Consider the following 23,588-nt stretch of genomic DNA (forward strand, 5'->3'; position numbering starts at 1 on the left):
TTCAGTGCGTTTATCAATCCTCTTAACTTCCTTTTCCGGGGGAGGACTTCATGGATCCGGTCACAGGCACGGTCAGCAGACGCGCGGCACGGCTTCGGGCACGGCGTCGTCCGGCCGCGGTCACTGCGCTGCGGGCGGCCCTCGCGATGGTCTGCGCGAGCGCGGCGCTCGTGGCGGCGGGCCCGGCGGACGCGGCGGGCGCCGCGGAACCGCCGGCCAGGACCCGGGTGGAGGTCGAGATCCCCGGGCCCGAACAGGGCGGCGACGCCGGATCCGGGCACGCCCTGGTGCCGGCGGCCGGCAGCCCCGCGAAGCGCGCGGGACGGCTCACCGAGGCGGAGCGGTCGGCCGACGGCGAAGTCACCAAGATGATCGACAACGGCTCCACCGCGGACCGCCTGGACGTCGTCGTCATCGGCGACGGCTACACCGCGGCCGAACTGCCGCGGTTCCGTGCGGACGCCGAGCAGAAGTGGGCCGAGGTGGCCGCCGTCGAGCCGTACACCACCTACCGCGGCCTCTTCAACGTCTGGACGGTCGACGCGGTCTCCCGCGAATCGGGCGTCTCCGGCGACCCCGACCCGGCGACCGTCCGCGACACCGCCCTCGGCTCGTACTTCTGGTGCGGGGACATCGAGCGGCTGCTCTGCATCGACCAGCCCAAGGTCGACGCGTACGTGGCGAAGGCGCCGGAGGCCGACCTGGTGATCGTCCTGGCCAACAGCGCGAAGTACGGGGGAGCGGGCTACAACGAGCCCAGCGCCACCCTCGGCTACGAGGGGATATCGACCGCGTCGGCCGGCCACCCGAAGTCCGGCCAGGTCGCCATCCACGAGACCGGCCACTCGCTGGGCAAGCTCGCCGACGAGTACTTCTACCCGGGCGTGCCGGACTACGAGAAGTACACCGGCCCCGAACCCGGCGAGTCCAACAGCTCGGGCCTGACCGCCGACCGGATGGCCGCGCAGCGGACCAAGTGGTACCGGTGGCTCGGCGAGGAGTCGCCCGACGGCGGCACGGTCGGGGCGTACGAGGGCGGCAACTACTACGTGACGGGGCTCTACCGGCCCACCGACAACTCCCTGATGCGGGTCCTGGGCAAGCCCTTCAACCTGCCCGGCGTCGAGGCGATGATCGCGGGCTTCTACCAGCACGCGCGGATCGCCACGCCGGTCACGCCGACCGACCGGACCCTGCGGCTGCGCAACAAGGCGAAGGTGTCCGTCCCGAGGCTGACCGGGGCGGACGGCCGGCAGCTCGTGGTCCGCTGGTACCTGGACGGCAGGGAGCTGAAGCGGTTCGAGGGCCGCACCGAGGTGTCGGTGGCGGAGCTGTGGCTCTTCGACCTGCGCACCCACCGCCTGTCGGTGACGGCCGAGGACCGCACCCCGTCGGTCCGCGACCCGAAGACCGTCCGCACGCTCCGCTCCACGGTGGAATGGAAGGTCCGGCTCTAGGTCGTCTCTTTCGGATCCTCACCGGCGGGGTCAGCGCGACCAGTGGGGGTCCCGGCCGGTGAACGCGAGGAGCTTCTCCGCGCGGCCCGCCCCCTCCGGGACGGCGAGCGCCGGCGCGTACTTGCCGAAGGAGTCGCGGACGAAGTCGACGATCCTCGCCGCGATGTCCTCCAGGCCCTCGGCCATCTCCTCGGTCAGCGGCAGGTCCTGACCGGTGGCCCGGGCGATGTCCCAGGCGTGGATGCCGGCGTCGAGCGCCGCGGCCGCCGCGCCGACGCCGGCCGGCATCGGCCCCATCGGGGTGGGCACGCTCGCGTCGTCCCGCCGGGACTCCCATGCCGCGGCGGTCGCCGCCAGCACCGCCGCCAGCTCCGCGACCGGGTCGCCGGCCGTCGCGTCCTCGGGCTCGAAGGGATCGCTCGCGGGAGCGACGCCCGTGATCTGCATGGCCAGCGCCTGCTGGTCCAGCCGCGCGTGGTTGAGCACCTGACGCACCGTCCACCCGGTGCACGGCGTCGGATCCCCCCACGCCTCGGCGGGCACACCGCGGACGGCGGTGAGCAGGTAGTCGTGTGCGTCAGCGAGCAGTTTGAAACCGTCGACGGTCATCGTCGCCCTCCCGTGGTTCCGGCACCGGACCGCCACCATAGATCGGCTCCGGGCGGGACGTACCGCGTTTCGCCGAGAGGCGGCCGGCGGCCGCGGCGACGGGGGTCGCCACCGCCACCGGCCGGTGCGCGGTGCCTGCGCGGACGCGCGGGCTACATCGGGTCCCAGCCCCGGTCGTCCATCTTGCTCTCCTGCTCGCTCTGCTCCTGGAGACGGCGGGCCTTCTCCTTCAGCCGTCGGCGCTCCTCCGGATCGGTGGACCGCTCGGCGGCCTCGTTGAGCTCCTTGGCCTTCGTGCGCATCTGCTGGGACCGGCCGCGGGACTCGCCTGAAACGCTCATGATCACTCCTCGGATCGGTGGGGAGAGCGGGCGGAATCAGCGAACCAGCACCGTCGCGGCGCCGCATCTCGAACCGTCACCGACGGTGACCCGCGCAGGACCCGCCGGGGCCGGGCGCGCCCCCGGTCCGGTCAGTACAGGCCCGGCCGGGCGAGGTCCTCGTCCGAGTCCGCCCCGATGTCGGTGGTCAGCGTGAAGAGCGCTCCGTCCGGGTCGCGGAGCGTCACCCACCGCTCCGCGGCGTTCGAGGTGATGTCCGAGACCATCCGGCCGCCGAGCATGACGGCCGCCTCGATCGCGGGCCGCAGCCTGGGCACGCGGAAGTGCACGTGCCAGCGCGGCCGGGTGTGCGGTGAGTAGGCGGCGAGCTCGACCGGACCGCTGTTCAGACGGGCCACCGGTTCGCCGTTCTGCCGCAGGACGACCTGGTCCTCCTCGTAGGAGACCGCACAGCAGCCCGGCCGGTCGGTGGCCCACTCCAGCACCGCGCCGTAGAACATCGCCGCGTCGAGGGCGTTCCTGGTGCGCAGTTCCAGCCAGGCCGGGAGCGGACCCTTGCCGGCCCGCCAGTCCGCGGCCACGTTGCCCTCCCAGATCCCGAAGACCGCTCCGTCCGGGTCGGCGACGAGCGCCGCACGGCCCCAGGACTCGAAGGACACCGGACCGACCGCGATGGTGCCCGTCCGCTCGCGGATGCGGTCCACGGCCACGTCGGCGTCGTCCACCGCGAAGTACGGGGTCCACGCCGCCGCCACCCCCAGATCCGCGGCCAGCGCCCCGATGCCGGCCACCGGGACACGGTTGAGGAACGCCACCGAGAACGCGTCACCGAGGCGGGCCGGCCGGAACCGCCACCCGGCCACCGCGCCGTAGAAGCGCTGCGCCGTCCCGAGGTCGCGTGTCATCAGGCTCACCCAGCACGGCGCACCGAAGACCTCCCGCGTCGAAATCTCCACCGCACGCTCCGTCCCTCGAGGCACCCGTCGTTCCATTCTGGTCCTTTTCGTGACGATCATCCCGGTAGGCGGCCTTCGGTGCCCACGCAAAGTGTCCGAGAATCACTTTCCGTGTCGATCCCCTCCGCCCGTGCGCGGCGCTAGCCTCGGTCCCGGACACCACCGCGCAGCGTCGGAAGGCAGGTCTGTCATGGCCGGATCCCAGGTTCCCGTGATCGATCTCGAGCTGTGGCGGTCCGGCGGACCGCAGGCGCGCGCCCGTACCGCCGCCCGCGTCGACGAGGCCCTGCGCGCGGCCGGATTCCTGCTCGTGACCGGCCATGGAGTGGACCCCTCGCTGCCCGCCCGGATCCGGGAGGCGGCCCGCGCCTTCTTCCGGCTCCCGCCCGCCCTGAAGGAGCCGTACGCCGTCACGGTCGGCGGCCGGGGGTGGCTGGGCCCGGGGGCGGAAGCCAACAGCTACGCCGAAGGAGCCGCCTCGCCGCCCGACCTCAAGGAGTCCTGGTCCTTCGCGGCCGACGAACCGACCGGGGACCCCGCCGTGGACGCCGAGTGGTACCGGCCCAACACCTGGCCGCGGGAGGTGCCGGAGCTGCGGCCGCTCGTGACGGAGTACCTGGCCCGGATGCGGGCCCTCTCCGACGAACTCCTGGAACTCCTCGCCGCCGCCCTCGGACTCGCCGAGGACCGTTTCACGCGCCACACCGGCCACCCCACCTGGGGATTCAACCTCAACTGGTACCCCGGCACCGAGACCGTCGGCACACCCCTGCCGGGCCAGTTCCGCATCGGCGCCCACACCGACTTCGGCACGGTGACCGTCCTGGACCGGCAGCTCGGCTCGGGCGGCCTCCAGATCCACACGGACGCCGACGGCTGGCAGGACGCACCCCACGACCCGGCCGCGCTCACCGTCAACATCGGCGACCTGATGGCCCGCTGGACCGGCGACCGGTGGCGGGCCGGCCGCCACCGCGTACTGCCCCCGCCCGCCGACGCCCCCGCGGAGGAACTGATCTCGCTCGTCTACTTCTACGAATGCGACGCCCACACCAGGGTGGAGTCCCTTCCCGCCCCCATCGGCCGGGTGGTGCACGACCCCGTCGACTCCCACACGTACCTGAGGGAGAAGCTCCGGGCCATCACCGTCCCCGCAGGTATTAATACTTCGGAGTGACACAGCGCGAGGAGTCCTCCCCTCGGGGGTACGGCCGGATCCACCGCCAAGGTGACGATCCGCCGCGCCTGCGTGCATAGCGTCACACCCATGACTCGACTGACTCCACCGACTCGACGCCGCACGGCCGCAGCCGCCGCCTTACTCGCCCTCCTCCTGCCGATCCCGCTCGCCGCCGCCGGCACCGCCGTCGCGGCGGACTCCCCGGCCGCGGCCGAGCGCAGCCGCACCGCGGTCGAACTCCCGCGCCCCACCGGCCGGTTCGCGGTCGGCCGGGAGGACCTGCACCTCGTGGACCGCAGCCGCACCGACCCCTGGGCCGGGTCCGGCCCGCGCGAACTGTTGGTCACCATGCGCTACCCGGCGCGGCGCGACACCGGCAGCGCCGGCCGCTACCTCACCCGCGAGGAGGCCCGGCTGCTCCTCGTCGACAAGGGTCTCGACCAGGCGATCCCCGTCGAGACCCTGACCGGCACCGCGAGCGCCGCCCGGACCGGAGCCCGCCCCGTCGCCGGCCGCTACCCGCTGGTCGTCCTCTCGCCGGGCTTCACCGTCCACCGCGCCACCCTTACCGCGCTCGCCGAGGACCTGGCCTCGCGCGGCTACGTCGTCGCCGCGGTCGACCACGCCTACGAGAGCGTCGGGACCGCCTTCCCCGGTGGACGCGTCCTCACCTGCCTGGCCTGCGACAAGGCCCGGGAGACCGGCATGCAGGCGGTCAGCGACAACCGCGCCCGCGACGTGTCCTTCCTGCTGGACCGCCTCACCGGACCCCACCCCGCCTGGCGCCACGCCGGCATCGTCGACCGCGGCCGCATCGCCATGGCGGGCCACTCCATCGGCGGCGCCTCGGCCATCGCCGCGATGGCGACCGACCCCAGGATCCGCGCCGGCGTGAACATGGACGGCGGCAACGCCACGCCCGTACCCGCCGGCGGACTCGGCGGCCGGCCCTTCCTGCTGCTCGGCGCCCAGGGCCGCGGCCCCGGCGGCAACGCGAGCTGGGACCGGGACTGGCCGCACCTCGACGGGTGGAAGCGCTGGATCACCTTCGACGGTTCGGGCCACTTCACCTTCAGCGACTTCCCCTCGATCGGGCAGCAGCTCGGCCTCGACGACCCCGAGGCCCCACTGCCGGGCGACCGCTCCGTCGAGCTCACCCGCCGCTACGTCGGCGCCTTCCTCGACCTGCACCTGCGCGGCGAGCCCCGGCCCGTCCTGGACGGCCCCTCCGCCGACGCACCGGAGGTCCGCTTCCACACCCCGTAGCCGCGGGGGAGGGTCAGACCACCGTGACCGGGTGGCGCACCACCGCGTCGAAGAGGTAGCCCTGGGTGTTGTGGACCGCCGTGTCCGGCTGGGTGCGTCCCGTCCCGTCGCTCGCCCGGGCCAGCAATGCGGTCGCACCCGTCGCGCGCGGCGTCCACGGCACCGACCAGCGCACCCAGCCGCCCCGTCGCGGGAAGTCGTGGACCCGGGCACGCCGCCAGTGGCCGCCGCCGTCCGTACTGACCTCGACCCCGGTCACAGGGGCGGCGGCGGACCACGAACGGCCCGTCAGCAGGCGCGTCCGGTGCACGGGAACGGTGGCGCCCAGCTCCAGCTCGAAGGCGCTCTTGAGGGTCTGCCGGGTGAGCGGGGCGCTGCCCTCCACCGGGTGCCCCGGCCCGAACAGCCGGTACATGTCGGTGTTCCACGGCGAGTACAGCGCCTCGCCGCTCACCTCGATGTCGCCGACCCACTTGATCGACGAGATCCCCACCCAGTCCGGGACCACCAGGCGGACCGGGCCGCCGTGGTCGGGCGGCAGCGGGCGCCCGTTCATCTCGTAGGCGAGCAGCACGTCGTCCAGGGCCTTCGCCACCGGCAGCGGACGCCGCACCCGGCCCAGGTTCACCCCGTTCGCCACCACCTCGTCGTCCAGTCCGCGCGGCAGGACGTCGACCGCGCCCCGGGTCACGCCCGCCCGTCGCAGCACGTCCGACAGCCGCGCCCCGCGCCAGTGCGCGACACCGATCGCCCCCAGGGTCCACGCGGTGCCGGTGACCGGTTGGCCCTGCTGGGTGGAGTAGAAGCTCCGGCCGTTGCCCGCGCACTCGATGAACAGCGTCCGCTCGACCGCCCGCAGGGCCCGCAGCTGCTCGTGGGAGAACTCCACCGGGCCGCCCGCGAGCCCGTCGCCCCACACCTTCAGCCGCCACGTTCCGGCGTCGAGGCGCGGGGTGGAGGTGTGGTTGCGGACGAAGAACCGGTCGACGGGGGTGAGGTGGCCCGTGCCCCGCAACGACGCGAAGTTCGTCTCCGCGTTCGTCCCGCGGAGCGTGAACAGCTCGGGCGGCAGCGGCTTGACGATGCCGGGTACGGCGTCCGCCGCCGCGCCCGCGGCCGGGGCGGCGGACGCCGTACCGCCCCCGGCGACGCCCAGGGATCCGGCCGCGGCCCCCACCGCGAACAGTTTCAGCAGGTCGCGGCGGTCCACCCCGGCGGAGCGGGCGCGGCCGCGGGCCCACTGCCGCAGGCGGGTGCGGTCGTAGTGGCTCTCGTCCGACAGGTCGAGCGGCATGGCAGGGGCACTCCTCGGTCGTGGCTCCCGACGGACCATAGGGGCCCGGGGCGAACCGCGGAAAGCCTCCCCGGCGGATGGCCACGAACCCGCAACACCGCCGCAACGGCCGATTACCGCTGGTCGGGCGAATTTCGGCAGGATGGGGGACATGACCGAGATCCGTACCCCCCGCCTCCTCCTCCGCCTCTGGACCGACGACGACCTCGTCCCCCTCGCGGAGATCCACGCCGATCCCGAGGTGATGCGCTGGATCGGCGACGGCTCCACCCTCGGTCTCGACGAGAGCGCCGAGGCGATCGAGCGCTGGGAGGAGGAGTGGGACGAGGAGGGCTTCGGACTCTTCGCCGTCGAACTCCTCGGCTCCGGGGAACTCATCGGGGCTGTCGGCCTCTCGGTCCTGGAGGACCTGCCCGACGCCCGGGCCGACGTACAGATCAGCTGGCTGCTCGGCCGCCAGTACTGGGGCCAGGGCTACGCCTCCGAAGCCGCCCACGCCACCTTGGAGTTCGCCCTCCAGGACCGCGGCCTGGACCGTGTCGTCGCCGTCAGCCGGCTCGGCGACACCGCCTCCGAGAACGTGATCCGCAAGCTGGACATGGTGCTCGAACGCGAGAGCACCGACACCCGGCACGGCCAGAAGCACGCCGTCCACATCCACGGCATCGACCTCACCGAGTACGAGGCCTGATCCCCGGCTCCCGCATCAGCCGATCGGACGACCCCGGTGTCGACCGGTCCGCCCGACGGCTCCGTCCGCCGGGCGGACCGGAGGCGGGCGGCGGCCGGGTGAGCATGGACCGGGGGAGCGGGAGGGCGCAAGCGGCCCTCCCCGCCCCGGAGCCGAGAGGGGCACCATGAACGCGCACGACCGACACCTCCTCGACGCGGCCCGCCGCGGCGACGGGGATGCCCCGGGCTCCCGTGAGGACCACGACGGCGTGACCCCGTACGAGCACGCCGCACGCCGGGGCTTCGACGGCATGGCAGGGATCCTGCGCGCCGCCGGGGCGCAGCCCGGGGCGCACCGGTGAACCGCCGCGCGCGGGGCACCCGTACCGCCCTCGTCGCGCTCGCCGCCGCGACCCTGCTGGGGGCCTGCGGCCGGGCTGCCGCGCCCGCCGGCCCGGGCCCGGCAACGTCGGCGGCGCAGTCGCTGCCGGAGACCGCACCGACCCCGCAGGGGCTGCTCCTGACCGCGGACTTCGGCTCCGACACCGTCACCTTCGTGGACCCCGGGCGCGGCGCGGTCGCCTCCGTCGCCGTGGGCCGGGCCCCGTACGCACTGGCCGTCGGCGCGGACGGCCGCGCGTGGGTGGCCACGGCCGAGGGCGTCGCCGTCGTCGACACCCGCACCCGGGTACGCGTGGCCCGCATCCCGTACCGCACCGCCACCGGCCCGGTCACCGACGGCGAGTACCGCGGCGGCGGCATGGGCATCGCGCTCTCGCCCGACGGCGCCCGCGCGTACGTCGGCGTCAACGTCCCCGGCACCACCGGTGTCCTGGAGGTCGTCGACACGGCGGGCCGCGAGGTCACCGCCGTCGTCCCGGTGGGCAGGCGCCCCTTCGACGTGGACGTCTCGCGCGACGGATCCGAGGTCTACGTCACCGGGCACGACTCCTTCGACGTCACCGTCGTGGCGGCCGGGCAGCTGAGCACCCGCCGCATCGAAGTGGCCCCCTACGGCACCGAGGGCGGCCTCGGCTCCTGGCTCAAGCCGCACTACACGGCCGTACGCCCCTCCGACGGAAGGCTGCTGCTGCCCTTCGAGGGCGAACGGCTCGCGGTGGTCGATCCGCGCACCGGGCGCACCGAAGTGGAGCCGATGACCGCCGACACCCACCAGCACGGGGTCGCCCTCACGGCCGACGGCCGGCTTCTGGTGGTCGGCACCGGGCCCGTCCGGCCGGGAGACGGCAGGGGCCCGTCGCTGACGGTCCGTTCCCCCGACGGCACCGAGCGGGTGGTCCCGCTGGAGGGCCCGCACGAGGACGTCGCCGTCTCCCGGGACGGCCGCACCGCGTACGTCACCGGCGGCTACACCCGCGACGGCCACTGGAACGGCATCACGGTCGTCGACCTGGACACGGGCACGACCCGCCGACTCCCCGCGGGCACCCGCCCCCTGGGCATCGCCGTGCTCTGACCCGCTTCAGGCGGGTCCGGTCCCGGGGGCCACGGCCGCGCCGCCCGTGCGGATCGCGGTGAGGGCCGCGGCGTGCAGGGCGGCCGGGGCGCCGTGGTGGGGCCGGGGGCTGCCCGTGAGCGTGTACCACTCGTCGGCGTCCTTGTACTGGACGTCGAACCGGACCAGTCCGCCGGCGGTCGCGGTGGTGCGCAGGGTGAGCGGGCCGGTGATGACACCGACCTCGTCGGTCATGGCGCCGCCCGGGCCGGCGAGCACCTCGTCCCGCCACTGGTCCGGCCCGGTCATGAGGCGCAGGTGTCCAGCATCGTGGTGAGCATCTTCTTCTCCGGTTCGGTGACGGTCAGTTCGTAGACGGATTTGACGGTGGTCCAGGCCCGCCCGTACTGGCACCAGCTCGCACGGTCCGGCGGCTGCCACAGGTCGGGGCTCTGATCGCCCTTCGACCGGTTGGAGGACGCGGTGACCGCCAGCAGCTGGGGATGGGTCAGGTCGTTGGCGAAGGCCTTGCGCCGGGCGGCGTCCCAGCCGGACGCGCCGGAGCGCCAGCCCTCGGCGAGCGGCACGATGTGGTCGATGTCCATCTTCGCGGCGTCGGTGACGACGACCCCGTCGTACAGGCTCTTCCAGGTGCCGGACACGGCCCGGCACTCGCCGTCCTGCTTCACCTCGGCGCCGTCCCTCTTGAGGACCGTCTCGCGGGTGTCGCACTTGTTGCCCTGCTCGGCCCAGTGCGTGAACCTGGCACGGCTGTAGCCGGCCATCGTGCCCACCGGTGCCACCTTCAGCGCGGCCAGCCGGGTACGGGCCTCGGCGGTGGTGACCAGGCCGGGCAGCACGTCCCCGCCGGCCGGCGCCGCCCCGTCGGGAGCCCCGGCCGGCGGTGCGGCCCCGGAGACGGACGGCTGCGGCTTCGCGTCCCCGCCGCCGGCCGGTCCCGGACCCTGCGGGTCGGAGCACCCGGCCGCGGCCGCCAGCAGCAGGGCCGCCACCAGCGCACCCCCGACACGTATCTGACGTCCCATAACCCCACCCCGAGCCGGTACCGCTCCGCCACTGTCCGGGAAAGACTACCCAGAACCGGACAATCAACCTACGCAGGCCCCTCCGGCGGGCGTTGTCAGTGGCTCTCGCTAGTCTCCCGGCATACCGCAGCTCAGGGGGGTTCGCTCCCCCCTGTCAGGGCTGCGCGGAACCACGTACGGGACAGGCGGAGGGGCACAGTCTGATGGCATGGCTGGCGGCGGGCGAGGGGTACGAGATCGCCCTGGTGGAAGGGCGGGTGGCGGCGAGGTCCGTCACCGGCCGGGCAGCGGGACGGCAGTTGAAGACACTGCCCAAGGCGCTGAAGGACCATCCCGAGGTGGACCGGCTGCGCCGGCTCGCCGAATGGCTCGACCGGCACGCGGCGGCCTGCGTCGCCCAGGTCGACGGCTGGATGGTGTCCTCACTGCCCGTGCCGACCGAACTGCTCGCCCGGGTCTGGCCCGACGAGGCCTGGCAGAACGCCCTGCGCGACCTGGCCGTCGTCGGCGACGACCCCGACGAGGTCGGCTTCCTGCGGGACGCCACCGCCGACGGAGAGCTGAAGGTGGTCAACCTCGACGGCGAGACCGTACGGCTCTCCCCGCGCACGGTGACCCTGCCCCACCCCGTACTGCTGCCCGACCTGGACGACGTACGGGAGTTCGCGGCCGAACTCGGCATCGTGCAGCAGGTCGAGCAGATCCACCGCGCCACCTGGCGCAAGCCCGACGAGGTCTCCGCCACCGCCACCGAGGTCCGCGACTACGCGGGCGGGGTCTTCCCGACCCGCTTCAGCCTCGCCGCCCGCGCGACCGCCCTCGGCTACCGGGTCTCCGGCGGCTACGCCACCTGCAAGGTCCGCGACACGGGAGCCGGCTCCGGCACGGAGGCGGCGGTGTGGATCGGCGAGCCCTACTACGACGACGAGACCACCACCGGCGCCCTGAGCTGGCACGACGAGGACGGCCGGGCGGTACCCCTGACGAAGGTCGGACCGGTGGCGTGGTCCGAAGGAATGCGAATGGCCGCGGCACTGTACGCCGGGCGCAAGATCGAGGAGGGCGGGGACGCATGAGCAGGAACCTGAGAGACGCCGCGGCGACCGAGACCGAACTGCTGCTGCAGGCCGGCGCCGTCCTCCCGAACGGCACCACCGGCGCCGGAGCCGACGCCGTCGACCTGACCGCCCGCACCTACCGCCACCCGGGCCTCGACGAGGACCGCGTCGTCGTCCGGCTCGCCGCCGCCGAACTCGGCGCGGCCGAGGACCTCGCCGCCGGCTTCCTCGGGCTCGTTCGCGACGAGGGCGAGCCGCCCGTCGTCGGCCTGAGGCGCCGCCAGGCACTCGGCTTCCCCGAATGGGTCCTCGTGCACCACCCCGAGGACGGCCACCACGCCCTCGCCGTCGTCCCCGAACTCGACCGGATCGCCCGCCAGGCCAAGACCAAGCCCAAGGCCGCGCTCGACGCGTGCACCGAACTGGCCGACCGCCTCGCCGCTTCCGTGCCGCACTTCCTGCCCCTCTTCCACGAGCAGGCCGCGCGCATCTTCCTCGCCGTCGAGAACACCACCTACGCCGCCCAGCTGTTCGGCCGCGCCCGCACCGCCGAGGCCCAGCACGGCCTGGCCGTCGACGAGGACCGCCTCGACTCCGTCTTCCTCGAATTCGCGCTGGCCGGCGCCCTGCCGGTGAAGGTGCTCTCCGGCTACGGCAAGGCCCTCGCCGTCCGCGTCAGCCCCGCCGAGGCCTACGAGCGCTTCCGCCGCCTGTGCGTACGCCGCACCGCGGGCGGACTGCCGCCCTCCGCGCAGGCCGCCGCCGAACTGCGCCGCCTCGCCCGCAGCGCGGGCCTGACCGGCACCGAACCCGAGCAGGACTACCTCGCCGAACTGCTGCCCCTGCCCGCCACCCTGCGCGCCGCGCTCGGCTGGTGGAAGGCCCACCGCGGCGCCCTCGTCGCGCTCGCCCGCCGCGTCCCCGCCGTACGGGGCACGCTCCTCGGACTGACCCCGCCCGGCGGCGACGTCGACCTGGTCGACCTGTGGCTGGACGTCCTGGAGGAGTCCGGTGCCACGGCCGGACTCGCCGACGGCACCCTGCCCGACGAAGAACGCTGCGCCGACGGCACCGCCGGCTGGCTGGAGCGCTACACCACCGCCCGCCGCTCCGGCTGGGGCCGACGCCCCAGCAACCCGCTCCTCCTCGACGTCGTCGAGCGCTGCGCCCCGCAGCTGCGCGCCGAACTCGACCGTCCCGGACGGGAGGCCGGCCTGCAGATCGGCGTCCAGGACGCCGACCTCCTCGACCTGCTGCTCACCCTCGACGTCCCGGTCGTCACACCCGAGGAGCACGAGACGCGGCACCGCCACGACACGCTGAACCTGTCGGACTGGGCCGACCGCGAGGAGCGCCGCGACCTGTCCGCGGTCGCCGCCGACGCACGCTTCCGGCCCGCCTTCCGCCGGGCGCTGAACAGCCTGGGCAGCGGCGGCGCCGACATCGTCCGCCACGTCGCCGCCTCGCCCGGCGCGCGCCCGCTGCTGACCGACTGGATGGTCGAGGTCGCCCGCGCCTCCGTCGCCGCCGGCCTGCCCGGCGTCCCCGACGCCATCGAGCGGCTCACCTGGCTGCCCGCCGAGGCCCTGGTGCTCGCCCCCGAGGAGGTCGCCGCCGCGGCCGCCACCGACCTCGGCGAAACCCTCGCCCGCACCCTGCGCGGCGGCCTCTTCGAGGAACTGGCCTGGCCCGCCTGGGAGAGCGCCGTCGCCGAACTGTCCCCCGGAAAGGACCGCAACGGGCTCACCGTCGTCGAGGCCTGGCCCTACCTGATCGTCGCCAACGCCACCCAGGTCCGCGTCATCGACGCCGACTCCACCGTCCTGACGCACGACCTGCGCGTGCCCGCCGGCACCCACCACCGCATCGCCTTCCACTACGTCGACGGCGAACTGCTCGTCTTCTGGTCCGACTGGAGCGCCCACCGCGTCGACGCCTACTGGCACTCCTCGCCCGGCACCGTCTTCACCCTCGACACCAAGCGCAGCTACTGGTCCCTGCGCAGCGACCACCTCTCCGTGCAGCTGCCCGGCGGCGGGCGCACCACCGGCGGCGGAGTCGTGCACCGCGGCGACACCCGGCTCCCCGACGAGCGGCCGGTCCTGTCCGACGGCACCTCGTACTGGGTGTGGCAGCGGGGCGACGACGAGCAGACGAGCGGCTGGCTCGAATACGACCCGGTCGGCGCGGCCCACGGACGCTTCTCCGTGCCCGCGTTCTTCGCCGACGCCCTGAAGGAGTACGGCGGCAAGAGCACGCGCGGACACTCCGACTGGCTGCTGCCCACGCCCACCGTGGAGGGCTCCGTGCTCGGCGCGCCCGTCGACGGCCTCCTCGGCTGGCGCACCGCACGCCTCCCCGGCAACGGCTGGGTCGGCACCGACACCGGCGGACGCACCGTCACCGTCCCCGAAGGCGCGGAGGTGCCGGTCGCGGCCCTCACCTTCCCCGGCGACGACCGCCCGCGCGCCCTCTCGCACCGCTGGCGCGAGCTGTCCCTCAGCGACGCCGAAGGCGTCGTCACCGCCCGGACCCGCAACGACCGCCACGACACCCCCTTCAGCACGGGCAGCGTCGACCTCCCGCCGCTCACCCACTGGTACGCCCTGCGCCCGCGCGACCCGCAGGGGTCGGCCGCGCTGCGCACGGCCGACCGTGAGACCGTCGGCGCCCTGCTGAAGGCCGCCGCGGCCGCCGCGAAGGTCACCGACCTGCCCGACCTGGTGAGCGCGGCCCTGCCGCAGGTCACCGACCCGAAGCTGATCGGCGGCATCGTCGAGGTCCTGCGGTTCGCCCTCACCCAGCAGAAGGCCCTGGACGGGATCTCGGCCCGGCTCGACGCCGACGCCGCCGAGGAGGAGGACCGCGAACGCGGCCCCGCCGACGAGCTGCTCGGCGCCGCACTCAACGGCCTGCTCGACCACGCCCACTACCGCTACAACGGCGACACCGACGGCACGCACCGCACCCTGGGCCTCCTCGACGCGGCCCGCACCGAGACCGGCGCGGCCGGGGTACCCGGGCTGCTCCACTTCGACACGCCCGCCCTGCCGTACTACACCCTGACCTGGACACCGCTGTTCGACCAGCCCGCGGCCGCCGCCTACCGGGCCGTCACCGAGACGACCACCGACGAACAACGACAGGCCCTCCTCACCCTGCTCGGCCAGGTGGACACCCTCGGCATGGCCTCCGCCCAGGGGTCGGCCGGCAGCTGGCGCCAGGTCGAGGTCCACCTCGACCGGGCCCACCTCGCCGGACCCGACGGCGTCGACCGCAACCTCTACCACCGCAGCCTGCTCCCGCTCGGCGGCGGAGCCGTCCTCGCCGTCACCGAGTACGGCACCTCCGTGCCCGACGGCCACGAGTTCGTCGCCCTCCTGCACGACCCCACCGGGAGCTTCACCGTCCCCGGCCCGTACACCGTGCGCCGCGCGGCGCCCCTCGGCGACCCCGACCGGGACGCCGGCTGGCTCACCGCCTTCCTCGGCGCCGCCGCCGAGCACGGACCGGTGCCCTTCCGCCCGGAGGCCGCCGAGGAGTTCTCCCGGCTCACCGGGGTCTCCGGCGCCCTCGCCCGCCTGGTCGTCGCCGGACTCCCGCACATCGACAGCTACGACCGCAACTTCCTGCCCGCGGAGGTGCGCACCGCCCTCGGCGTCAAGGCCACCGACGCCGCCTACGCCCGCGACGAGCTCAAGGCCCTCGGCGCGGAACTGCGCCGCGCCCTGGTCGCCGCCCTGCTGCCCGCCGATCCGGCGGACCTGTGGAGCGAAGGACCCGACGTGGCGGCCGCCGCCGAGCTGTGGAACCGGCGCGTGGGCCGGCGCACCCCCGTACCCGACTGGCTGGCCACCGAGGCGGCGCGCGCCGTCCGCGGCGGATGGCCCGCACACCGCGTCCTGGCCGCGCTCCTCGACCCGGCCGCCTCGCGCGAGCTCTCCGTCGACGTGCCGTGGACCGTCAAGGGCGACCACGTGGAGCCGACCGTCGCCGTCACCGACCCCTTCACGGCGCAGGTCCTCACCGGAACCCTGGCCATGAGCGCATGGCTGGCCCACCGGCTGCCCGCCGGGGACCCGGTGCGGGCGGTCCTGCCGCCCGCGCTGAGCGCCGTACGCCAGCGGCTCGCCTCGCCCGAACTGCTCCTGGAGATCGCCCACTACACCAGCCTGCCGAACTTCCGGAAGGTCGCCGGCACCCCCACCGAGACCGGCGAGGGCTACGAGCGCTACGGCGCGGTCGTCATGGCCACCCACGACGACCAGCCCAAGCCCGCGGTGCGCACGGCGCTGCTGGACTCCACCGGATCCGACCCGTACCTGCCGGCGCTGCGCGGCGACGACCAGCAGCCCTCCGCGGCCGAGGCCGCCCTGCGGACCGCCCACGACCCGCGCTTCGCCGCACTCCTCGCCGACCCGGGCGCGCCCGCGGCCGGCGGGACCGACGCGGCCGGCACCTGGTGGCCGCAGGACCCGAGCCGTTCCGTTCCCGACCTGGTGGAGGAGGTCCGCGCCGAGCACGGACTGGGCGCCGACGCGGCCACCCTCTACCTGGCACTGCTCGCCATGCCCGACCCCACCGACCGCAACACCGCCCGGTGGACCGGCTGGAAGCCGGCCCGGCTCAAGGCCGCCCGCGCCGAACTGGCCGCCACCGACCTGGTGGTGTCGGCCGAGCGCAGCCGCGCCGGGCGCTCGCTGTTCCTGCCCGGCGGGTGGGCCGACATGGCCGCCCCGGCCCTGCCGGTGGAGCAGTGGAAGCTGCCGATGTACGGCCTCACCCCCGGCGGCCGCCCCCTCCTGGGCGTACTGGCACCGTCCGAACCGGCCGCCGAGCTCTACCGCCGGGCCTGGCAGCGGGTCCGCGAGGGCGACGTCCCGCGCTTCCAGGAGCTCAAGGTGAAGCGCACCCGCGCCCGCCGCCGCTGACCCGGCCGACCGGTACCCCGACGCGGGGCCGGCGCGGCCCACCTGACACGGTGGGCCGCGCCGGCCCCCACCACCCCTTCCCGTACACGTCGTACACGCGCAGAGGAACCCGATGACCGTCACCGCCCCATCCGCCCCCGCCGCCCGCCAGGTGCTGCCCGCCGAGGAACGCCACGCCGCCGAGCTCGCCTTCCTCGCCGCCCACGACACCGGCCCCCGCCCGCCCGGCTGGGCGCTGACGCCGCGCGCCGTCGTCACCTTCGTCTGCGGCACCGACGGAACCGAACTGGCCCTGCCCAAGCGCCGCGCCGGCCTCCCGGCCAAGCTCGCCATCGCCCCCAAGTTCGTCGGCGAACGCTCCCTGGTCGAGCGCTGCGTCGTCACCCTCGCCGGGGAGCGCGGCCTCCTCCTCACGGGCGAGCCCGGTACCGCCAAGTCGATGCTGTCCGAGCTGCTGGCCGCCGCCGTCAGCGGCACCAGCGCCCTCACCGTCCAGGGCACCGCGGGCACGACCGAGGACGCCTTCCGCTACGGCTGGAACTACGCGCTCCTGCTCGCGCAGGGCCCCACCCCCGACGCACTGGTCGACTCCCCGGTGCTCTCGGCCATGCGCACCGGGCGCGTGGTCCGGGTGGAGGAGATCACCCGCTGCCTGCCCGAGGTCCAGGACGCGCTCGTGTCGATCCTGTCGGACCGGCGGGTCAGCGTGCCCGAACTGACCGCCACCGAGGACGCGGTGGTCTCCGCGGCCCCCGGCTTCACCGTCATCGCCACCGCCAACCTGCGCGACCGCGGTGTCTCCGAGATGTCCGCCGCCCTCAAGCGGCGCTTCAACTTCGAGACCGTCGGCCCGATCGCCGACGCGGACGCCGAGGCCACGCTGATCCGCCGCCAGGCCGTCGCCGCCGTCCAGCGGGCCGGCGCCGCCTTCGCCGTGGACGACGCCGTGCTCGACGCGCTCGTCACCGTCTTCCGCGACCTGCGCTCGGGACGCTCCGCCGAGGGCTGGGACGTCGAACGCCCCGGTACGGTCATGTCCACCGCCGAAGCCGTGCAGGTGGCGGCCTCGCTGGGCGTCGCCGCCGCGTACCTGCCGGACGGGGACGTGCTGGACCTGCTGCCGGGGCACCTGCTGGGCGTCGTGCGCAAGGACGACCCCGCCGACCACGGCCGGCTGCTGGGGTACTGGGACGGCCCGGTCCGGCGCCGCGCCGAGGACGGCTCGGCGATGTGGCGCCGCCTCTGGGACCTGCGCGGGAGCCTGCGTTGACGCACACCGACCCGCGGGCCGCGGTCGACGCGCTCGCCGCGGCCCGCGAGCCCTACCTGATCGGGGTACGGCACCACAGCCCCGCGCTGGCCGCGGTGGTGCCGGCCCTGCTGGACGCCTCCGGCGCGGACGTGGTCTGCGTCGAGCTCCCGGCGGACTTCCAGCCGTGGCTGGAGCACCTGGCCGACCCGGAGACCGTCGCCCCCGTCGCCCTCGCCGGCACGGGCGAGGACGGCCGCCTGGCGTTCTACCCGTTCGCGGACTTCTCCCCGGAACTGGCGGCCGTCCGCTGGGCCCGCCGGTCGGGCGCGACCGTCCTGTGCTGCGACCTGCCGCTGTCCGACCCCGGCTGGACCCCGGGGCCCGCCGTCCCGCACCCGTCCCCGCCGACGGACCGCCCGGCGGACCTCCCCGGCGCCCCGCCCCGGGCGGCGGACACCACACCGGACTCCGCCACCGGAACGGCTGCGGCCCCGGCCGCGGGCACGGACACCGCCGCGGAAGCGGGCGGCGCCCCGCGCCGCGCGGGGAGCTTCGCCGACGGACTCACCGCGGCCGGCACGGGCCGTGACGGCGACGACCTGTGGGACCGCGCCGTCGAGGTCCTCGCCCCCGGCTGCTCCCCGGAGGCCGTACGCCGCGCCGCGCTCGGCGTCGGCTGGGCACTGCGCGAGGACGGCCCCGTCCCCGGCCGGGACCTCGCCCGCGAGGCCCACATGCGCGCCGTGATCGCCGACGCCGCCGCCGGCGGCCGCCGCGTCGCCGCCGTCATCGGCTCCTTCCACGCCCCGGCCCTCCTCACACCGTCGGGGACCGCGAAGGGCGGGGCCGCCGCCGGGTCGGGGCCGGCGGTGGCCGTGGACAGCGCCGTCACCTCCTTCGTGCCGTACTCCTTCGACCTGCTCGACTCCCGCTCCGGATACCCCGCCGGCATCCGCGACCCGCTCTGGCAGCAGGCCGTCCTCGAAGCCGGCGGCGACCCCGCACGGCTCCGGGAGGCCGCCTCCGTCGCCCTCACCGGGCTCTGCCGGGAGCTGCGCCGCAAGGGGCACACCGCCGGCACCGGCGAGGCCGCCGAGACCCTGCGGCTCGCCTGCGACCTCGCCGTGCTGCGCGGGCTCCCCGCGCCCGGCCGCGGCGAGCTCCTGGAAGCCGTCACCACCGTCCTCGGCCAGGGCGAACCCCTCGGCCGGGGCCGGGCCCTGGCCCGGGCCCTCGAAGTCGTGCTCGTCGGCACCTCCCGCGGGCGGATCACCCCGCACGCCCCCCGCTCCGGCCTCGGCCCCTCCGTCGAGGCCGAGCTCGCCGAGCTCCGCCTGCCGTGCCCCGAGGACCCCGCGCCCCGCGAGGTCCGCCTCGATCCGCTCCGCTCCGCCCTCGACGGCCGCCGCGAGGTCCTCCTCCAGCGGCTGCTCGTCTGCGGGATCTCCTACGGGGAGCCCCTCACCGTCGCCGCCACCGGCGACGGCACCGCCCTCGGCACCAAGTGGCGGCTGTCCTGGACGCCCGCCGTCCCGGCCCGGCTCGACCTCACCGGCGTGCGCGGCGTCAACGCCGCCCAGGCGGCAGCGGGGACGCTCGCCGAAACCGCCCGCCGGGCCGCCGCCGACGGCGGCCCGACCCCGGCCCGGATCCTGGCCGGGCTGGCCGCCGCCGCGCGGTGCGACCTGCCCGAACTGGTCGACGTACGCCTCCACGAGGCCGCCACCGACCTGCCGCGGACGGCGACCCTGCCCGAACTCCTCGACGCCCTCGACCTCCTGGAGGCCCTGCACCGCGGCCACCTCCCCGGCACCACCGCCGCCTCCCGCGCCGCCTGCGCCGCGCTCACCGGCGACCTCCTCGAAGCCGCCGTACGCTCCCTGCCCGGCCTCGCCGGCAGCGAGGAGCCGGCCGACGCCGCCGCCCTCGTGGCCCTCGCCGACCGCGCCGCCGCCCACCACCTGGGCCTGCGCACGGACGACGCACTCGCCGCCCTGGCGGCCTCCGCGTCCCCGATGATGCAGGGTGCGGCCCTGGCCGTACGGGTCCTGCTCGACCTCGACCCGGCCGAGGCCCTGGGCGACCGCGCCGCCGGATGGATCGACAGCGCCGGCACCCCCGACAGCCGGCGCACCCTGTCCCGCCGGCTCGCCGGACTCCTCACCGCCGCAGGCCCGTTGCTGCAGTCCTCCCCGGCCGCCCTCACCCCGCTCCTCGACCGCGTGGACCACCTCGCCGACCAGGACTTCCTGGACCGCCTCCCCGCCCTGCGCGGCGGCTTCGACGCCCTCGCACCGGCCGCCCGCGACCGGCTCCTGGACACCGTCACCGAACGCCTCGGCGACCGTGTCGACCTCGCGCTCGACGCCCCGCCCGCCCTGCTCGCCCTCTGGGCCGCCGCCGACGCCGCCGGGCTCGCCGCACTCAAGGCCCTCCCGCTGCCGCAGCGCGAACCGGCCGCGGACGCGGCCCCGGACGCCCACGACGCGCCCGACGCCCCGCCCACTCAGGCACCCGAGCGCGGATCCGAGGCACGCCGGCTCGCCCCGGCCGACCGCTGGCGGCTGCTGCTCGGCCGCGAACGCGACCGGCTCCCCGCCGGCGCCCGCCGCTACGCCCACGCACTGGACGAGCTGTACGGCAGCGGGCACGGCGAAGGCGCCGGCGACCTCGGCACCGGCCAGGGACCGGGCCGCGCCGGCGGGCAGGAGGCCTCCTTCCCCACCGCCCGCGAATGGTCGCAGGAGCTCGAGGCGCTGTTCGGCGCCGACGTACGGGAAGAGGTCCTGGCGGGTGCCGCCGAAGCCGGCCGCACCGACGTGCTCGCCCAGCTCGACCCCGCGGCCGTGCGGCCCTCCGTGGAACTGCTGAGCTCCGTACTGTCCCTCGCCGGCGGCCTGCCGGAAGCCCAACTCGCCCGGCTGCGGCCCCTGGTGAAGCGGCTGGTCGACGAACTCTCCAAGGAGCTCGCCACCAGGCTGCGCCCGTCGCTGTCCGGCCTCAGCACCCCGCGCCCCACCCGCCGCCCGGGCGGTGCCCTCGACCTCGCCCGCACCCTGCGCGCCAACCTCGCGCACACCCGCCGGCGGGCCGACGGCACGGTGGTCGTCGTACCGGAGCGGCCCGTCTTCAGCACGCGGGCGAGCCGCGAGGCCGACTGGCGGCTCGTCCTGGTCGTCGACGTGTCCGGCTCCATGGAGGCCTCCGTCATCTGGTCGGCGCTGACCGCGGCCGTACTGGGCGGCGTCCCCACCCTCTCCACGCACTTCCTCGCCTTCTCCACCCAGGTCGTGGACCTCACCGACCGGGTCGACGACCCGCTCTCGCTGCTGTTGGAGGTGCGCGTCGGCGGCGGTACGCACATCGCCGCCGGCCTCGCCCACGCCCGTTCCCTGATCACCGTCCCGAGCCGCACCCTCGTCGTCGTGGTCAGCGACTTCGAGGAGGGCGGGCCGATCGGGGGACTGCTCGGGGAGGTACGCGCGCTGGCCGCCTCCGGCGCCCACCTGATGGGCTGCGCCGCGCTCGACGACACGGGCAACCCCCGGTACTCGGTCCCGGTCGCGCGGCAACTCGTCGCGGCCGGCATGCCCGTGGCCGCCCTCAGTCCTCTCGCCCTCGCCCGCTGGGTGGGCGACCGCCTCCGTGGAGAGTCCCGTTGAGCACCGAACTGCCGCCCGTCGCACCCGAGGTGCTCGCCGAGGCGGTCGAGAGCCTCACCGCGCGGCTGCGCAAGAAGCTGGACGACGCCACCGCCGCATGCGCGGCCGCCGCCGTCGGAGAGGCCGACGGAAGCGTCACCTTCCGGTTCGGCGAGGACGCCCTCGTCACTCTGCGGCCCGGCCCGGCGGGGACGGTCACCGAGGCAGGGCAGGCCACCTGCACCTGCCTGCTCGCGCCCCGGTGCCTGCACCGGGCGGCGGCGCTGGGCGCCGCCCCGCTCGCGGACGCCGCCCCGCCGGAGCCCGAGCCGGCCGCGTCCGCCGCACCGGCCGAAGCCGGATCGGCCGGAGCCGCGCCGACCGGAGCCGCGCCGACCGGAGTCGGAACAGCCGACGCCGCATCCGCGGAGCCGGCAGAGACCGCCGATCGCGCCGATGCCGATGCCGCCGCCACCGATCCCGTGGCGCCCGTTGCGGCCCTCACCGCGGCCCAGCTCGGCGCCGCGGCCGCGCTCTGGCACGCCGCGGCCGAAGCCCTCGCGGCCGGCGTCACGGCCGGCGGCGCCGTGGTCCAGGCCGAGCTGCTGCGCGCCGCGCACACCGCCCGTCTCGCCGGACTGCCGCGCGCCGAGGCGGCGGCCCTGCGCGTCGTACGGGGCCTGCGCGCGGCCCGCGAACGCCGCACCGCCCACCGTCTGGGCGACCTCACCGGATCCTTCCGCGAACTCCTGCACACCGCGGGAGCACTGGCCTCCGGCGCGGCCGACCCGGCACTCACCGGCACCTCCCGCCGGGCCTACACGGCCGGCGGCAGCCTCCAGGTGCACGGCCTGTGCCGCGAGCCCGTGCTGTCGGCCACCGGCTACGGCGGGGTCGTCACCCACCTGCTGGCCCCGGACGGCTCCCGCTACTCCATCTCGGACGTCCGTCCCGGAGGACTGGCACGCGCCCGCGGAGCCGGGCGGGCCTCCGTCGCCCTCGGCGGCGCCACCCTCGACCACGCCGGCCTCGCCCGCGGCGGCCTGCGCATCGTCGGCGCGACGGTCTCCGCGGAGGGCCGGCTCGGTGCCGGACGCGGCGTCAAGGCGACCCCGCTGCCCGGCGCCCGGTGGACCGACGGACCGGCGGCCCCGCTGTTCGCCCGGCCCGCGGCCGAAGCCGTCGCCGCGCTGCTGGCCGACCCGGCCGGTGCGGCCGACACGGAAACCACCCTGATCGGCTGCGACGTCGTGGTCGTCGGACCGGCCGGCGACCACGTCCTGGTCCGCGAGGCCCGGCCGCACGCACCCCTGCTGAGGCTGCTGCCCGCGCACCCGCACCCGGAGCTGCCGCACACCGAGAACCTGCGGCGCATCGCCTCGTACCCCGGCCTCCGGCTGCGCGTCCTGGGCCGTCCCGATCTCGACCGCGCCGCCACCCTGCGCCCGGTGGCGGTCGGTCCGGTGCCCGGCGAGGCGTACACGCTGCGGCTGCCCGAGGACTGGCTCGGCCGCGCGGACCTCGGCTACGAGCGGCTCCAGGGCGAGCACTTCCCGCCGCCCGATGCCACCGCCCCGGCCTGCGGGCCCGCGGCCGAACCGGCGGCCGACGCCCCGGACCCGCTGGCCGACTCCCCGCTGTGGCGGGTGCGCCGGCTCCTGGAGACCGGGGTCGCCGGGGGCCGCCGCGCGGTCGCCGAGGCGGCCCGCGGTACGGCGCCCCTGGCCGCCTACGGTCCACTGCGGCGGGCCGGACTCACCGGCGCGGCGGACCTGGCCGCCTCCCTCGCGGCCGAGGCCGACCGGCGCCCGCGCGACGCCTTCGGCCGGCTCGCCGACCCCTCGCCCGACGGCTACGCCTGGGCCTGGCTGGCCGCGGCCACCCATCTGGCGGCGGCGGAACGCTCCCTGGTCGCGGCGTCGTGGACGGCTACACCGAGCTGAGCCACGTCCGCAGCACCGTGAAGTCCCCGGCGGTCAGGCCCCGGCCCGGATCGACGCGGTGCAGCAGGGCCGCGCCCGGATGGTGATCGGCCACCCGGGCCCGGTCGGCGTCGGTGATCTCGTCGTCGATCCACACGAACGGCCGTCCGGCCGCGTGGTCGAGGAGCGCCGGGGTCTTCCAGTGCACGCCGCCCCGCCCGTCCTCGTCGGAGGGCTCCGGCCAGGCCACCACGGGCAGTTCGGGCAGCCCCAGCCGGGGCGCGACGCACTCGTTGGCCTCGTCCATCCAGGTCGTGGCCCACCACAGCGCGCACGGCAGCCCCGCCAGCAGCGGCCCGAGCGCGGGATCGATGCGGGCGAGCAGCGGATGGGGCCCGTCCCCGGGCGGGTACGGTCCGGCACCGAAGGGGATGAGGGGACCGTCGACATCGAGGTAGAGGAGCGGCAGCGCCGTCGAGCTGGTCATGACCTCACGCTAGCCCCCCG

General features: G+C 75.7%; 18 protein-coding genes. 11 read left to right on the forward strand and 7 right to left on the reverse strand.

Annotated features, from left to right (window positions below):
- Positions 1–146: 146 nt before the first annotated feature.
- The gene (locus AB0O53_RS03665; protein ID WP_365193135.1) at positions 147–1,457 is read left to right on the forward strand and encodes a M64 family metallopeptidase; all 1,311 of its coding nucleotides are present in this window, start codon (positions 147–149) and stop codon (positions 1,455–1,457) included.
- 30 nt (positions 1,458–1,487) lie between these two features.
- Here AB0O53_RS03665 and AB0O53_RS03670 read toward each other — a convergent pair whose 3' ends face one another.
- The 3 genes from AB0O53_RS03670 to AB0O53_RS03680 all read right to left on the reverse strand — a co-directional run bounded on the left by AB0O53_RS03670 (position 1,488) and on the right by AB0O53_RS03680 (position 3,312).
- Complete coding sequence (locus AB0O53_RS03670) at positions 1,488–2,066, reverse strand: TIGR03086 family metal-binding protein (RefSeq protein ID WP_365193042.1); 579 nt, start codon at positions 2,064–2,066, stop codon at positions 1,488–1,490.
- 152 nt (positions 2,067–2,218) lie between these two features.
- Complete coding sequence (locus AB0O53_RS03675; protein WP_350989525.1) at positions 2,219–2,407, reverse strand: DUF6381 family protein; 189 nt, start codon at positions 2,405–2,407, stop codon at positions 2,219–2,221.
- A gap of 131 nt (positions 2,408–2,538) precedes the next feature.
- The gene (locus AB0O53_RS03680) at positions 2,539–3,312 is read right to left on the reverse strand and encodes a VOC family protein (RefSeq protein ID WP_350989527.1); all 774 of its coding nucleotides are present in this window, start codon (positions 3,310–3,312) and stop codon (positions 2,539–2,541) included.
- Between the two features lie 241 nt (positions 3,313–3,553).
- Between AB0O53_RS03680 and AB0O53_RS03685 the strand changes: the two genes are divergently transcribed.
- On the forward strand, positions 3,554–4,540 hold the full coding sequence (locus AB0O53_RS03685; protein ID WP_350989529.1) for an isopenicillin N synthase family dioxygenase: 987 nt from the start codon (positions 3,554–3,556) through the stop codon (positions 4,538–4,540).
- A gap of 90 nt (positions 4,541–4,630) precedes the next feature.
- Positions 4,631–5,809, forward strand: coding sequence for an alpha/beta hydrolase family protein (locus tag AB0O53_RS03690; protein WP_365193044.1), 1,179 nt, complete (start codon positions 4,631–4,633; stop codon positions 5,807–5,809).
- Positions 5,810–5,822: 13 nt separating this feature from the next.
- Here the strand turns inward: AB0O53_RS03690 and AB0O53_RS03695 are convergent, their stop codons facing one another.
- On the reverse strand, positions 5,823–7,103 hold the full coding sequence (locus AB0O53_RS03695; protein WP_365193046.1) for a molybdopterin-dependent oxidoreductase: 1,281 nt from the start codon (positions 7,101–7,103) through the stop codon (positions 5,823–5,825).
- A gap of 151 nt (positions 7,104–7,254) precedes the next feature.
- Between AB0O53_RS03695 and AB0O53_RS03700 the strand changes: the two genes are divergently transcribed.
- From AB0O53_RS03700 to AB0O53_RS03710, 3 genes are all read left to right on the forward strand, one after another.
- Complete coding sequence (locus AB0O53_RS03700) at positions 7,255–7,794, forward strand: GNAT family N-acetyltransferase (RefSeq protein WP_365193048.1); 540 nt, start codon at positions 7,255–7,257, stop codon at positions 7,792–7,794.
- A gap of 166 nt (positions 7,795–7,960) precedes the next feature.
- Complete coding sequence (locus AB0O53_RS03705; RefSeq protein WP_365193050.1) at positions 7,961–8,137, forward strand: hypothetical protein; 177 nt, start codon at positions 7,961–7,963, stop codon at positions 8,135–8,137.
- On the forward strand, positions 8,134–9,252 hold the full coding sequence (locus tag AB0O53_RS03710; RefSeq protein ID WP_435886580.1) for a YncE family protein: 1,119 nt from the start codon (positions 8,134–8,136) through the stop codon (positions 9,250–9,252). Before AB0O53_RS03705 ends, AB0O53_RS03710 begins: the two co-directional genes overlap by 4 nt.
- Positions 9,253–9,258: 6 nt before the next feature.
- Here the strand turns inward: AB0O53_RS03710 and AB0O53_RS03715 are convergent, their stop codons facing one another.
- Complete coding sequence (locus AB0O53_RS03715) at positions 9,259–9,540, reverse strand: hypothetical protein (RefSeq protein WP_365193051.1); 282 nt, start codon at positions 9,538–9,540, stop codon at positions 9,259–9,261.
- Complete coding sequence (locus AB0O53_RS03720) at positions 9,537–10,277, reverse strand: GmrSD restriction endonuclease domain-containing protein (protein ID WP_365193053.1); 741 nt, start codon at positions 10,275–10,277, stop codon at positions 9,537–9,539. The genes AB0O53_RS03715 and AB0O53_RS03720 overlap by 4 nt, the downstream gene beginning before the upstream one ends.
- Positions 10,278–10,480: 203 nt before the next feature.
- Between AB0O53_RS03720 and AB0O53_RS03725 the strand changes: the two genes are divergently transcribed.
- The 5 genes from AB0O53_RS03725 to AB0O53_RS03745 all read left to right on the forward strand — a co-directional run bounded on the left by AB0O53_RS03725 (position 10,481) and on the right by AB0O53_RS03745 (position 23,102).
- Complete coding sequence (locus AB0O53_RS03725; protein WP_350989545.1) at positions 10,481–11,353, forward strand: DUF4132 domain-containing protein; 873 nt, start codon at positions 10,481–10,483, stop codon at positions 11,351–11,353.
- Positions 11,350–16,266: a DNA-binding protein gene (locus AB0O53_RS03730; protein WP_365193055.1), complete on the forward strand. Its 4,917-nt coding sequence runs from the start codon at positions 11,350–11,352 to the stop codon at positions 16,264–16,266. The genes AB0O53_RS03725 and AB0O53_RS03730 overlap by 4 nt, the downstream gene beginning before the upstream one ends.
- Positions 16,267–16,378: 112 nt before the next feature.
- A complete protein-coding gene (locus tag AB0O53_RS03735) occupies positions 16,379–17,536 on the forward strand; it encodes an ATP-binding protein (protein WP_365193057.1) in 1,158 nt (385 codons plus the stop codon).
- A complete protein-coding gene (locus tag AB0O53_RS03740) occupies positions 17,533–21,180 on the forward strand; it encodes a DUF5682 family protein (protein ID WP_365193059.1) in 3,648 nt (1,215 codons plus the stop codon). Before AB0O53_RS03735 ends, AB0O53_RS03740 begins: the two co-directional genes overlap by 4 nt.
- The gene (locus AB0O53_RS03745; protein WP_350989551.1) at positions 21,177–23,102 is read left to right on the forward strand and encodes a hypothetical protein; all 1,926 of its coding nucleotides are present in this window, start codon (positions 21,177–21,179) and stop codon (positions 23,100–23,102) included. Before AB0O53_RS03740 ends, AB0O53_RS03745 begins: the two co-directional genes overlap by 4 nt.
- On the opposite strand, the gene AB0O53_RS03750 is transcribed toward AB0O53_RS03745, so the two are convergent.
- On the reverse strand, positions 23,089–23,568 hold the full coding sequence (locus AB0O53_RS03750) for an HAD domain-containing protein (protein WP_350989553.1): 480 nt from the start codon (positions 23,566–23,568) through the stop codon (positions 23,089–23,091). The genes AB0O53_RS03745 and AB0O53_RS03750 overlap by 14 nt on opposite strands.
- Positions 23,569–23,588: the final 20 nt, after the last annotated feature.

The organism is Streptomyces erythrochromogenes (genome assembly GCF_040684695.1).
Classification (GTDB): Bacteria; Actinomycetota; Actinomycetes; order Streptomycetales; family Streptomycetaceae; genus Streptomyces; species Streptomyces erythrochromogenes_C.